This is a genomic window from Streptosporangium sp. NPDC023963, assembly GCF_040639135.1.
GTDB lineage: Bacteria > Actinomycetota > Actinomycetes > Streptosporangiales > Streptosporangiaceae > Streptosporangium.
The window spans coordinates 45,408-58,683 of the sequence record NZ_JBEZZK010000019.1; the positions used below are offsets into that span (position 1 = coordinate 45,408).

9 protein-coding genes and 1 pseudogene are annotated in these 13,276 nt (G+C 69.9%); 6 read left to right on the forward strand and 4 right to left on the reverse strand.

Annotation, left to right across the window (positions count from 1 at the left end; all coding sequences use genetic code 11):
• Positions 1-32: 32 nt before the first annotated feature.
• Both AB0F88_RS37320 and AB0F88_RS37325 read left to right on the forward strand, forming a co-directional pair.
• Positions 33-1,235, forward strand: a complete 1,203-nt coding sequence (locus AB0F88_RS37320; protein ID WP_362695528.1) for an alpha/beta hydrolase — start codon at positions 33-35, stop codon at positions 1,233-1,235.
• Positions 1,236-1,243: 8 nt separating this feature from the next.
• Positions 1,244-1,513 carry a hypothetical protein gene (locus tag AB0F88_RS37325; RefSeq protein WP_362695530.1) on the forward strand — a complete coding sequence of 90 codons (270 nt, stop codon included), beginning with the start codon at positions 1,244-1,246 and terminating at the stop codon, positions 1,511-1,513.
• Positions 1,514-1,705: 192 nt separating this feature from the next.
• Here the strand turns inward: AB0F88_RS37325 and AB0F88_RS37330 are convergent, their stop codons facing one another.
• The 3 genes from AB0F88_RS37330 to AB0F88_RS37340 all read right to left on the reverse strand — a co-directional run bounded on the left by AB0F88_RS37330 (position 1,706) and on the right by AB0F88_RS37340 (position 3,316).
• Positions 1,706-2,359, reverse strand: a complete 654-nt coding sequence (locus AB0F88_RS37330) for a TetR/AcrR family transcriptional regulator (protein ID WP_362695532.1) — start codon at positions 2,357-2,359, stop codon at positions 1,706-1,708.
• A gap of 68 nt (positions 2,360-2,427) precedes the next feature.
• Positions 2,428-2,967 (reverse strand): DUF6461 domain-containing protein, encoded by a 540-nt coding sequence (locus tag AB0F88_RS37335; protein ID WP_362695534.1) that lies wholly within the window; start codon positions 2,965-2,967, stop codon positions 2,428-2,430.
• 61 nt (positions 2,968-3,028) lie between these two features.
• On the reverse strand, positions 3,029-3,316 hold the full coding sequence (locus AB0F88_RS37340; protein WP_362695536.1) for a hypothetical protein: 288 nt from the start codon (positions 3,314-3,316) through the stop codon (positions 3,029-3,031).
• 392 nt (positions 3,317-3,708) lie between these two features.
• On the opposite strand from AB0F88_RS37340, the pseudogene AB0F88_RS37345 reads away from it, so the two are divergent.
• Positions 3,709-3,816, forward strand: a pseudogene (locus tag AB0F88_RS37345) (tyrosine-type recombinase/integrase); the annotation flags it as partial.
• 132 nt (positions 3,817-3,948) lie between these two features.
• Here the strand turns inward: AB0F88_RS37345 and AB0F88_RS37350 are convergent.
• A complete protein-coding gene (locus AB0F88_RS37350) occupies positions 3,949-4,350 on the reverse strand; it encodes a VOC family protein (protein WP_362695538.1) in 402 nt (133 codons plus the stop codon).
• A gap of 261 nt (positions 4,351-4,611) precedes the next feature.
• Between AB0F88_RS37350 and AB0F88_RS37355 the strand changes: the two genes are divergently transcribed.
• The 3 genes from AB0F88_RS37355 to AB0F88_RS37365 all read left to right on the forward strand — a co-directional run bounded on the left by AB0F88_RS37355 (position 4,612) and on the right by AB0F88_RS37365 (position 13,269).
• Positions 4,612-8,301, forward strand: coding sequence for a helix-turn-helix domain-containing protein (locus tag AB0F88_RS37355; RefSeq protein WP_362695540.1), 3,690 nt, complete (start codon positions 4,612-4,614; stop codon positions 8,299-8,301).
• Positions 8,302-8,397: 96 nt separating this feature from the next.
• Positions 8,398-10,077, forward strand: a complete 1,680-nt coding sequence (locus tag AB0F88_RS37360; protein WP_362695542.1) for a BTAD domain-containing putative transcriptional regulator — start codon at positions 8,398-8,400, stop codon at positions 10,075-10,077.
• Positions 10,078-10,617: 540 nt separating this feature from the next.
• A complete protein-coding gene (locus AB0F88_RS37365; protein ID WP_362695544.1) occupies positions 10,618-13,269 on the forward strand; it encodes a LamG domain-containing protein in 2,652 nt (883 codons plus the stop codon).
• Positions 13,270-13,276 lie beyond the last annotated feature (7 nt).

Sequence of the window (13,276 nt, forward strand, 5' to 3'; positions counted from 1 at the left end):
ATGAGACAGCTCCTGGCCATGGCCACGGCCCCATGAGACAGCTCCTGACCGTGACCGTGACCACCGGACTGGTCGTCCTGGCCGCGTCCGCCTGCTCCGCGCCCACCCCGCCCCGCGCCGCCGCCCCGCCGCCCACCTCGACCGGCCCCGCCACCCTGCCCGCCCCCACCGGAGCCCACCCGGTCGCCACCACCGTCCTGCACCTGACCGACACCTCCCGCCCCGATCCCTGGGATCCCGACCTCGACGCCCGGCAGCTCAAAGTCACCCTGTGGTACCCGACCAGGCAACGCGACGGCCACCGCGCGCCCTACATGACGGCCAAGGAATCGGAACTCCTCCTGAAAGGCTCCAACGTCGCGAGCGCGCCGTACGACGTGCTGAGCAAGACGCGCACGAACGCCGTCAAGGACGCCGACCCCGCAGGGCGCGGGCTCCCGCTGGTGGTGCTCTCTCCCGGCTTCACCAAGCCGGTGAGCACCCTCACCTCCCTGGCCGAGGACCTGGCCAGCCGCGGCTACGTCGTGGCCGGCATCGACCACACCCACGAAAGCCACGCCACCACCCTGTCCGACGGCCGGGTCGCCGAATGCCTCGCCTGCGACAGCGACACCGACCCCGGCTTCGGCGCCAGAGTGGTCCAGGGCCGGGCCGCCGACGTCTCCTTCGTCCTCGACCGGCTGCCGTCGGCGTGGAGGCATCCCGGCCTGATCGACCGCTCCCGGATCGCGATGGCAGGCCAGTCGATCGGCGGAGCCGGCGCCGTGGCGGCCATGATCAAGGACTCCCGCGTGCGCGCCGGGATCGACATGGACGGCACCACCTACGCCCGCATCCCCACGGGCGGCCTCGCCCGGCCGTTCATGTTCCTGGGTTCTCGAGAACATGTCCCGGGCGGCCGCGACACCTCCTGGGACCGCGACTGGAAGCGGCTGACCGGATGGAAACGCTGGCTCACGCTGTCGGACGCCGAGCACCAGTCCTTCACCGACATCCCGCTGCTGGCAGACGTCATCGGCCTCGAACCTCTTCCCGGCATGCTGCCCGCGGCCCGTGGCGCGGAGCTCACCCGCACCTACGTGGCGGCCTTCCTCGACCAGCACCTGAAATCACAGCGACAGCCCCTGCTGGAGGGGCCATCACCGCGCTACCCCGAGGTCACCTTCTGCCCCGCGACCTGCGGCACACCGGCAACACCCCTGCCGCGAACGCCGGGGCGTCGATCCGGGAGCTGATGGAGCGCATGGGCCACTCCAGCACGCGGGCGGCGATGGTCTCTCGACACTCGACGGACGAGCGGAACCGGGACCGCTACGCCGCCTACGCCCGGCGATTCGGAACCCCGTACGGGGTGTTCGCCACCGACGACGGCGCGGTGGTGCGGCACCACGACATGGCCGCGCTGCACGCCCTCCTGTCTGGGTTCGATCTCGTGGAAGAGCGCCGGATCTCCGCTGTCACGATGAACGGTCACCCGGCGCGAGCAGTGCAGCTGCTGGCCCGCAAACGGTGATCCGGTGAGTCGTGCCGAGCCGTGCGGCTTCTCGCGCGAGACCGCGTGCCGTTCCCGGTGGCGGGAGGAGCCGAACGGGTTGATCACTGTTTCGGACGGTCATCTCGCTCAGGTACGCCCCCGCACCCATGAGCACGCCGTGGGTGACCTCAAGGGCCGGTTGCGAAGAGGAGACCCCGCGGTCCGTGGCGCTCAGGCGGTTCCTGTCCCGGGCCGAGGAGCCGTGGAGCCGGCGCGGAACCGCAGGATTCCCTCGATTCCCTGGATGAACGTCTCGCGGACCGCCGCGGGGTCGGACAGGCAGCCCGCCGCCATCGCGCCGTCTCGCAGCATGACGAAATGCCGGCCCGCGGGCTCGGACGGCGTCTCTCCGGTTTGCGCGAGCAAATCGACGATGGTGCGCAGGAACCACTGGCGGTGCGCGAGGACGGCCTTGTGCACGGGATGCCCGGGGTCTGGATACTCCGCCACGGCGTTGAGGAAGGCGCAGCCGCGAAATCCGGGCGACTCGATGTCCTCGGCGATCGACCTGGCGATGGTTCGTACGATGTCGGCCGCCGGCCTGCCGCTGCCGAGGGCTTCGCCGACCCGATCGCGGATGGCCTGGTCGGCTCCTTGCAGATACGCGACGACGAGTTCGTCTTTGCTGGGGAAATGCCGGTACAACGTCGCGCGGGTCACCTTCGCCTCCGCGACGATCCGATCGATCCCCACGGAGTGGAGACCTTCCGCGTAGAAGAGCCGGGTGGCAGTGCCGAGCAGCCGTGATCGCGCTTCGGACACCTGACCTCGAGTGTTCTGCACCATTGCCGGGAGTTTAGCAGATAGAACGTTCGGTATCGACATGCGTCCGGCACGTGATCAAGGCCGGGTCGTCTACAGGGGGAGAACGCGGCAGCGGTTGTGGACGCAGGTCATTGGAGGTGGTCGCTCGCGCCGGTCAGGGCGTCCCGGGCGTAGTTTCTCCGTGAGAAACGCACACCGGTGGCGCGGGAGGCGAAGGCGAGAGCCGCGGGGACGGCGTTCTCGGTGAAGTCATCACGGTCGAGGCCCAGTTCGTGAAGGTCGGGAAGAAGATGTCCGGGGACCTCTCCGGAGCGATAGGAGTAACCGTACAGACTGAACTCGGTGATCAGAACCCCGTCGACGAGGAGGCTGAAATCGTCGCCCTTGATGTTGGCGAACACCCTGGCCATCGTCGTGCCCGACGACAGCGACCCCGGCGCCGTGCCCCCCGACGTGCCCCATCCATAGTCGATCAGCACTGTTCCTCCGTCGGCCGCGTAAGCTCCGACTCCGAAATCGCCGACGGTTCCAGGAACGACGTCGATCCGGTGCAGAACTTCGCGAGGGGTGAGGCCCTGCACGAAGCTGGCACAGAGCCAGGTGTCACCGGCACCATCGGTGAACTCTTGATGGAGCCATTCGTACTCCCCTGCCGCTGCACCGCTCATCAACACGCCTTTCCTGAAGGATCGAACCTGCGATTGGCCGCGGCGGCGCGGCGTCCGTTGATCAACGCGGTGAACGCTCGCCCAGGGCTGCCAGAAGAATGCCGGATGGCGTGGTGACGGCCATCAGCGCCAGGAAGGGCAGCATGTCGATACGGATATTCATTTGCGGCTGGTAGGTGCTCATGTACCACTGGTCAAGGGCGGCCAAGAACCAGGCCGCAGCCGGTAACAGCAGATGGCGACACCCCGGTCGCGTGCGGCGTAGGCCCAGATAGAGCCCCACGAATACCAATCCGCCGAGAGTTAAGGGCAGGGTCTGATACAGCATTCCGATCACATCGTAGATCATAAATCTTCCATTATGGTAGATCGGTCGGAGCTGTACCAAGGCAGGCTGGAATCGGCTTTCTCGATGCTCGGCCTGATATTCGGCATCATCTGCCTGCGACGGCTCCGGACCTCATCCTGAAACCATCAGGAAGAGGTGTTTTGACGCGATAGTGTAACGCCTCGAACCAGTCGGCGACCATATCCGTTTACGCGACCCGTCCAAGCGACATGATCGCGGGCACACCGAGTCCGAAATCCACCAAAGCGGGACCTCAAAGGGCACCTTTTGCTCGTCTTTTGTGCCGGGCATGCGCACCAGTCCTGTGCCCGGTCATCGCCACGCTCTTTCCATGCTCCTGCCGGCCCCGAGGAGAACCTCAAACCACCTTGCACGGCACGCGGTGAGACGCGCGCCATACGGCCGCAACGCTCCTGCTCGAACAGGGGGCGGACATCCGGGTGATCCAGGCATTCCTCGGACACTCCCAGCTCACCACGACCAGGCCGTACACCCACATCACCGAGACGCTCGCGATCGAGGCGGCGGGCCGGGCTTCCTTCGTCAGCCCGGCCCTTCGATCGCCGTCAACCGGTCCGCTGATCAGCCACAGCGCGACCGCGACCCGTACGGGGGCGGTGGGTGACCCACGGTTAGGGCCAGATCAGGCCCTGGTCGGTCCAGACGACGCCCTTGTTGCGGCACAGGCAGAAGGGGTGACCGATCGGGTCGGTGTAGACCCGCCAGCCGTAGCCCTCGGGGCCGATGAAGTCCTGCTGCAGCGTCGCGCCGAGGTCGAGGACGCGGCGCTGCTCGGACTCGATGTCGTCCACTTCGAAGTCGAGGTGGAACTGCTTGGGGTGCTCACTGTCGGGCCACTGCGGAGCGCGGTAGTCGTCCACCCGGATGAAGGCCAGCTCGACCTCGCCGAACGTGATGCTGGCCCAGTTCTCGTGGCTGCCTTCCTTGACGGGGCGGCCCGTCACCTCAGAGTAGAAAGTCGCCAGCTTCATCGTGTCCGGGCAGTCGATGATGAAATCGGTGAATCGCAGCATCCCGAGATCTTTTCACAAGATCTTTGGTATAGGCCCTGGCCACGACGGCGGGAACGGGGCGGCTCCAGGAGCCTTGCCCGAGCCGTCCTCTGTGCGGGCCACAGGCGCCAGCCTGGTCCCGAACGAGACGCCCGGCGGCGGGCTCACTATGGTGCTTCCACTGGAGATTTCGCATTAAGTGCGACTGCATCTGGACGATCTATAGCAGGGTGTGGTTGGGTCGCGCGCGTTGGCGAGATCGGGATCACAGCGGAGGCGGTCATGGGCAGGCCAGAACGCCCGCTCGACCCGGAGGCGGGGCCGGTACAAGCCCTCGCCTGGCACCTGCGCCAGCTGCGCGACAGGACCGGGCGCATGAGCTACCGGCGGCTCGCCCAGCTGGCCCACTACTCGGCGAGCACGCTGGCGGACGCCGCCAAGGGCGACCGCCTGCCGTCCCTGGAGGTGACCCTCGCCTACGTGCGGGCGCTCGGCGGGGACGAGGCCGAGTGGCGGGCCCGCTGGCAGGCGGCCGCCGAGAGCGACGACCACCCGGACTGGCCGCCCGAGACGCCGTGCCCCTACCAGGGGCTGATGGCCTTCGAGCCGGAGCACGGCAAGTGGTTCTTCGGCCGGGACCAGCCGGCCGCGCGCCTGCGCGAGCTGACCGGGCGGCTGCCGGTGGTCGGCGTGTTCGGCGGGTCCGGGAGCGGCAAGTCGTCGTTGCTGCGGGCGGGCCTGCTGGGCGCGCTGGCCGGGGACGCCCGGTGGCGGACCATGCTCGCCACCCCCACCGCGCACCCGCTGGACGCGTTGTCCGGCCAGGTCGCGAAATTGTCCGGAAAGGAAATCCAACAGCTCAGGGAGGACCCGGCCGCACTGGACATCGCCGTGCGCGGCGCACTTGCGGGAGCCTCGGAGGACACCCGGGCGCTGCTGGTGGTGGACCAGTTCGAGGAGGTGTTCACGCTCTGCCCTGACGAGCAGGAGCGCCGCCAGTTCGTGGACGCTCTGCTCGACCTGGCCATCGGGCCGGGGCGGCGGACCACCGTGGTGATCGGCGTGCGGGCCGACTTCATCGGGCACCTGGATCCACGCCTGATCGCGGCGCTGAGCGGGGAGGCGCAACTGCTCGTCGGGCCGCCCACCGCCGCCGAGCTGCGCGAGATCGTGCTGCGCCCAGCCGCCAGAGCTGGTCTCACCGTCGACCCCGACCTGCTGGCCGCCGTGCTGGCCGACACCGCCACCGAGCCGGGCGCGCTGCCCCTGCTCTCGCACGCCCTCCAGGAGACCTGGCGCCATCGGGCGGGGGACCGGCTGTCGCTTGCCGCGTACCAGAAGATCGGCGGGGTGCGCGGGGCGATCGCGCAGACCGCCGAGCGGGTGTACGCGGAGATGGACGTGCCGCGGCAGCACTTCGTGCGGCGGATCTTCGTGCGGCTGACCGCGCTGGGGGAGGGCACCGAGGACACCCGCCGCCCGGTCGCCCTGGCCGAGCTGGAGGGCGTGGGGGACCAGGACGTGCTCGACCGGCTGGCCGCCGCGCGGCTGGTGGTGGTCGGCGAGCAGTCGGCGGAGGTGGCGCACGAGGCGCTGATCCGGGCCTGGCCCCGGCTGCACCGCTGGCTCACCGACGATCGGGCCAACCTGCTCACCCACCGCAGGCTCACCGACGCCGCGCACCGGTGGCAGGACCTGCGCCGCGACTCCGGCGCTCTCTACCGGGGCGCGCAGCTGGCCGTGGCCGGGGCCTGGGCGGAGGAGAACCCCGCCGAACTGAACCCGCTCGAATCGGACTTCCTGCAAGCCAGCCGAGGTCTGGAGCGGCGCAGGGTGCGGCTGCTGACCAGGGTGGCCGGGGTGATGGCCGTGCTGCTGGTGGCCGCGCTGGCGGCGGGCGGGATGGCACTCCAGCAGGGGCGCGAGGCCGGGCGCCAGCAGCGCATCGCCGTCTCTCACCAGGTCTCGCTGAAGGCCCTTGAGCTACTGGACACCGATGCCGACCTGGCCGGGCTGCTGGCCGTCATCGCGTACCGGCTGAATCCGGACGCCGAGACCAGCGGCGGCGTGATCAGCGCGGCCGCGGCCGCGCGGCGGCGGATCGAGCTGAACGCGGGGGGCCCAGGCGTCTACGACGTGGCGCAGGACCCGAGCGGCACACTGCTGGCCGCTGCCGGAGCCGACGGTGTGGTGACCCTCTGGGACCCCGCCCGGCGCGCCCCCGTCCGGACCTTCACCGAGCACGTCCAGCCGGGTAAGGCCATCCTCGCCCGTCGCGTCGCCTACAGCGGCGACGGCGACCTGCTCGCCTCGTTCGGCCGCGAGCAGGGCCCGGCGCAGACGGGCCTGGTGGTGGTGCGGGAGCCGAGCACCGGCCGTGAGGTGTTCCGATTGTCCAGGGATCAGATGACCAACGCCATGGCGATCAGCCCCGACGGCGTCCGGCTGGCCTTCGGCGCCCGCGACGGCAAGATCGAGGTGTGGAACCTGAGGGACGGCACCCACCACGTGCTCACCGGACACCGGGACCCGGTCGGCGGGCTCGCGTTCAGCCAGGACGGCAGGTTGCTGGTGTCCACCTCCGGCGGGGAGGAACGGCCGATCGTATGGGACGTCGCCACCGGGGACAAGCGGGGGACGATCCCGGCGACGTCCGTGCACCGGGTGGTGTTCGGGAGCGGCCACCTGCTGGTCACCGCCTCCGACCGCCTCGGCGTGCACCTGTGGGACCTGGACCGGAACGTCGAGGTCAACGCGCTGCCCAAGCTGTCGCCGTGGGCGTGGGACATCTCCGCTCCGGTGGGCGACCGGATCGCGCTGGCCGACGAGAACGGCTCGATCACGATCTGGGACCACGCGAAGAACGAGCTGCTCGCGACCTACCAGGACAGGACCAGGGCCGAGACGCTGAGCCTGAGCCTGAGCAGGGACGGGCGGCGGCTGGTCTCGGCCGGGCTCGGCGGCGTGATCGTGGTACGTGAGCCGGCTTTGCCGCCGTTCAGCGGCCACAGCGCCGCCGTCAACGCGGTCGAGACCAGCCCGGACGGCACGCTCATCGCCTCGGCGGGCAGTGACAAGACCGTCAGGCTCTGGGACAACGCGGGCAACCAGCTCGACCGGCTGGACGGCCATCCCGACCATGTGGAGGCCATCAGCTTCAGCCAGGACGGGCGCAGGCTCGCCGCCGTGACCCGTGACCACCACGTGGTGCTCTGGGACCTGACCACCCGTGAGAAGCTCGCCACCCTGGCCTACGACGGGATGGGCGCCTCCACCGACGTCGCCTATCATCCGGACGGCGGAAGCCTCGTGGCCGCCGCCCTGGGCTGGCACCGGTTCACGATTGACCCCGCTGGGAAGGGCACGGAGTCGCCGTTCCTCCCCTTGGTCGCCACCGGGGTGGCGTACGCGCCGGACGGGCGCATGGTGGTGGCGACGAGCAGCTCCGGATTCCTGACCGGGTGGGACCTGACAGGGTCGGACCTGGCCACCGAGACGCCCCGCTACCGGATCAAGACCGGACAGATCTCGATCCTGGACGTGGCCTACAGTCCGGACGGGAAGGTGATCGCGACCGGAGGTGCCGACCGCACGGTGAAGTTGTGGGACGCGGCGACCGGCGCGGCCCTCGGTACGCTGCCCGGACACGCGGGGACGGTCGAGGTGGTGGCGTTCAGCCGGGACGGGCGGTGGCTGGCGTCGGCCGGGTCCGACCGCACGATCATCGTCAGGGATCTCCGGACCCGGGAGCCGGTGGCGGTGCTGAGCGGGCACGGGGCACCGGTGCAGGGGCTGACGTTCACCGCCGACGGCGACCTGGTGTCCGGGGGGAACGACAGCCGGATCATCCGGTGGGCGCTCGATCCGGAGCGGGCCGCGGCGCGGATCTGCCGTGAGGTCGGGCACGGGCTCAGCCCGGCCGATTGGGCGGACTACCTGGGCTCCACGCCGTACCAGGCGATCTGCGATTGATCGGAGTTGATTGTCCGACCCCCAGCGCTCTGCCGGACAACTCGCTCACCTCGGAGACTTCCCTCGTATCCGGGTATGCAGCGGGAGGTGCGTCTGATGCGACTGGGGGTTCTCGGTCCGCTCGCCCTGACGGTCGAAGGCAAGGGGGTTCCGCTTCGCTCGGCCAAGCAGCGCGTGCTGCTCGCCACGCTGGCGGCCCATTCCGGCCGGAGCGTGTCCGGCCGGCGTCTGATGGAGACGCTGTGGGATTCGCCGCCGGTGTCGGCGGGCGAGAACCTGCGGTTGTACCTCTACTATCTGCGCCGCGCTCTCGGCGATCGTGACCGCATCATCAGCGAGCCCGCCGGTTACCGCCTGGTCGTACGGCCGGGCGAGGTGGACGTGGAGGAGTTCGAGGGCCTCGTCCGCGAGGCGGACCTCGATCTGGCCGACGGACGGCTGGCCGAGGCCAGCGAGGCGTACGGCAGGGCGCTGGCGCTGTGGCGCGGCCCCGCCTACGGCGACTTGGCGGAACTGCCCCTCGTACGGCAGAGCGTGCTCCGCTTGGACGAGGCCCGGCTGTGGGCCACCGAACAGCGCATCACCGCCGACCTGGGGCTGGGCCGTCACGCCGACCTCGTCGCCGAGCTCACCGCCCTGGTCGCCAGCCACCCGCTGCGGGAGCGGCTGCGCGCCCACCTGATGCTCGCGCTACACCGGTCCGGCCGCCGGGCCGACGCCCTGGGCGTCTACCGGGAGGGCCGCCGGAGCCTCGTGCGTGAGCTGGGCCTGGAGCCCGGGCCCGAGCTCAGGGCGCTGCACGAGTCGATCCTCGGCGAGGACGCCGCGGACGACGGGCTGAGGGCGGGTGCGCCGGTGCGGATGTGCCATCCGGTTCGTGGCGCGGGCGCCACGAAGGTCCGTGAGGTGAGATTCGGTCTCCTCGGGCCGGTCGAGGTGTGGTGCGGCGGCCAGGCCGTATCTGTTGGCGGGCCACGGGAGCGCAAGGGGCTGGCGGCGCTGCTGGCGCGGCCCGGCAGCCTGGTGACAGTGGCGCAGCTGACCCGGGCGCTGTGGGCGGAGGACCCGCCCGCGACGGCCCGGGCGCAGGTGCGCACCGTGATGAGCAGGTTGCGCCGGAATCTGGAGCCGGTGACCGGAGCGACCCTGATCACCCGAGGCGAGGCCGGGTTCACGCTGGACACCGCCGGGGTCGAGCTGGATCTGTGGGAGTTCCGGCGGTGGTCGGAGCAGGGCTTCTCGCTGGCCGGCCAGGGCCGGACGATCGAGGCGGTGGACCTGCTCCGCCAGGCGCTCGCCCTGTGGCGTGGCCCGGCGTTCGGCGGGCTGCGGTCGCCGCTGCTGACGGCCGCCGCGCAACGGCTCGACGAGGAGCGGCTGCGGTGCCGCGAGCGGGGCCTGGAGCTGGAGCTCCGCCTGGGGCGCTACTCCGAGGTCAGCGCCGAGCTGGGCGAGCTGGTCGGTGAGTATCCGCTCCGGGAGCGGCTGGTCGAGTTGTGGATGAAGGCCTTGTGCCTGGCGGGGCGCCGGTACGACGCGCTGGATGCCTACGCGGCCGTGCGGGCCCTGCTGGTCGAGCGGACCGGGCTCGACCCGAGCCCGGTCCTGAGGAACCTGCACTCGGCGATTCTCCGCGAGGACCCGGGGTTGACCGCCAGGCCGGGGAAGACGCTCGTAGCCCGGCCTTGGCAGCCCATGGTCAGCTGTTCTGGATCGCCCCGGCACCGCTGTTCCGGTTGTTCACACAAACAGCGAAATATCTTCCGTAGAGGTTAGGGATTTTAATGCTTCTCGGCTGGTCGCGATAACCCCGGCTGAGTGAGCCCTCCGCGATACCGGAATAGGCATCGTGGACGGTGCAGCTGACCGTACCCGCGTTCGGGGGCGCGACCGAGAGAACGATGAAATGCCCGGAGGCGTTGGCGGGGATGGTGCCGGTCTGGCAGCTGAGGTAGGTGATCGCGCAGCTGCTGGAGGCCGCCGAGGCCGGGGTGACCGCCGTGGTCACGAGCGCGGCACTCATGGCGAGTCCCAGAGTGAGCGCTCTGATCGGTCTGAGATTCCGCATTGAAAATGCTCCAATTCCCTGACGGTGAGACTTTCTCGAAGATATAGGGCGGGGCGCATCGGATGGATATCCGTTTTGTATCAACGCCCATATACGCTGGATATACGGAGATATAGCTGGGGTTTGTGATAGTTGCGTCGGTGTGGCCATTTTCTGGCGCACGTTCGCTCTCGAACACGGAGTTGTCGATGCCCCCTTTGAGACTGCCGGCTCGCGTCGGTGTTGTGCTCGGCTTACTTCTGACCGGATTGACGGCAACGCCCGCCGAAGCCGCCGTACGGGCGGAGCCCTCATGCGCGCCGGAGGCGGTCACCGGTGCGCTGGCCGCAGTGGAGGCCGCCCGTTGCGGCGGCAGAATCGAGGACCTGTCGCTCCGGACGGAGACAGGACAGGTCTTCGCCAACCCGGACGGCACGCTGACCTCGGTTCAGACGATCATCCCCGTACGGGTCAGGACGGCCGGCGGCTGGCGGCCGATCGACACCTCACTTCGCTTCGACGCCGACGGCGCCGTGAGCCCAGGGGCGATCACGGCGCACGTGCGGTTCTCCGGAGGGGGTTCCGCGCCGCTGGTCACGCTCGGCGAACGTGACACCCGGGTCCGGCTGAAGTCGCCCTGGCTGCTGCCCAAGCCGGTCCTGAGCGGCGACACCGCCACCTACCCGGAGGTCCTGCCGGGCGTGGATCTCCAGCTACGCGCCGAGCGGGATGGATTCTCACAGCTACTGGTGGTCAAGAACGCCCAGGCGGCGGCCAACCCCGCGCTGGCCCGGCTCCGGTTCGGAGTGGACGCGGAGAACGGCACGGTCCGCAAGCGCGACGGCGTGCTGGAGGTGGTGGACTCTGCGGGCAAGCAGCTGTTCCAGTCCGGCTCCGCCCTGATGTGGGACTCCGGCGCGGCGCCGACCGGCACCGACATGACCGGCGCGAACGCCGTGCGGCACCGCGTCGAGAAGATGGAGACGACGGCCGACGCCACCGAGTTCACGGTCACCCCGGTCGCGGAGATGCTCCGCGCCAAGGACGTGAAGTACCCCCTGTACATCGACCCGACCTTCAGCAAGCCCTCGCCGACCTACTGGACGCACGTGACGAGCTGCGACAAGAGCGGCTCGTACTTCACCCAGTACCGATCGGACATGCGCGTCGGGAGGAAGTGGAACGAGAGCTGCGTCTGGCGGACGTTCATGCAGTTCGACATCGGCGAGATGAACGGCGCGAAGATCCATAGCGCGCTCTTCAAGGTGACGGCCAACCATGTGGCCGCCTGCGCCGGCTACAAGACGCAACTGTGGCAGACGCGGCACATCAGCAACTTCCACTCCTACACCTGGAACACGGCCGCCGACGACTACCTGGGGCACATCGAAACCCAGACCTTCAAGTCCAACGAGGCCAGCTGCCCGAGCCCCAACCAGCAGAAGATCTTCGACGAGGCCGGCACGGTCCTGGACGCCAAGCTCCAGGCCCTGGCGAACAGCAACAGCGACTCGCTGACGCTGGGCCTGAGGTCGAACAACGAGGACGACGAATACGGCTGGTCGTATTTCGTGCCGAGCAGCGCGGCCCTGGTCGTGACCTACAACCACACCCCGACCGCGCCCACCGCGCTGCAGATCGCCGGCGACTGCGGCTTCTCCTGCACCGCGTCCGGCGCGCAGGTCCGGTCGGGGCAGCCGACGCTGCAGGCCACCCCCAACGACCCCAACGGGGGCACCCTCAGCAGGGTCGAGTTCGAGGTGTACGACCAGGCCACCCGCGCCGTCCAGAAGGCGGCGTCGGGCACCACGGTCGCCAACAGGGCCGCCGGCCAGGCCGCGTCCTGGCAGGTGCCGACCAACCTACCCGAAGGCGCCTACTCGTGGCGGGTGCGCGGCTGTGACGCCTACCTCTGCGGCGCCTACTCCGCATGGTTCGACTTCACGGTGGACACGACGCCGCCGACCGATCTGACGGTGTCCTCGACCGCGTACCCGCCCAAGTCTTCGGGCATCTGGAGCGGCGGGGTCGGCGTAGCGGGGGCATTCGCCGCCGGCGCGTCGGGCGCCTCGAAGGTCGAGTTCACTCTCAACGGCGTGAACAAGGGCTGGTTCGACGCGCCCGGTGGCTCCTGGACCGGCACCCTGACGCCCGACCGGGAGGGGCCGAACGTCCTGACCGTGAAGGCCGCCGACGCGGCGGGGAACACGACCGCGAGCGCGGTCACCTACGAGTTCCTGGTGCGACCGGCCGTCACCAAATCCTGGGCCTGGGGCTTCGACGAGGCCAGCGGCGGCACGGCGGCCTCGGTCCCGGCCGACCGTCCGCTCACCGTCGCCGGGACGGCGGCCCGCACGGCCGGGCGGGCCGGCACCAACGCGGCCGCGCTGAACGGCGGCACCGCGTGGACCACGACCACTCCGGTGCTCGACTCGAAGACCGCCTTCACCGTGACCGCCTGGGTGAAGCTGACGAGCACGACGGTGTCCGGCCCGGTCACCGCCGTGTCGGCCGACGGCCCCACCGGCTCGGGGTTCCGCCTCCAGTACCGGACCGACCTTGACCTGAACGCTGACGCGGTCACCGACCCCGCCTGGTGCTTCACGATGACGGCCGGGGACGAGGGCGCCGAGAGCAGGGCCTGCTCGACCGAGTCCGTCGGCACCGGCTGGGTGCACCTCGCCGGGGTCCACGATCAGGCCGGCGGCAAGCTCCGCCTCTACGTGAACGGCGACAACTTCGACGGCACCGACCTGGTGTCGTACACCGGCGGCTGGTCGGCAAACAACGGCTGGGCGGTCGGCCGGGCGAAGCAGTCGGGCGCCGCGGCGCAGTTCTGGCCGGGCGCGATCGACCGCGTGGCCGCCTACCAGCGCGCCCTCACCCAGGGCGAGATCAACTCCGACGGATCACAGGCGTAGGAGCAGG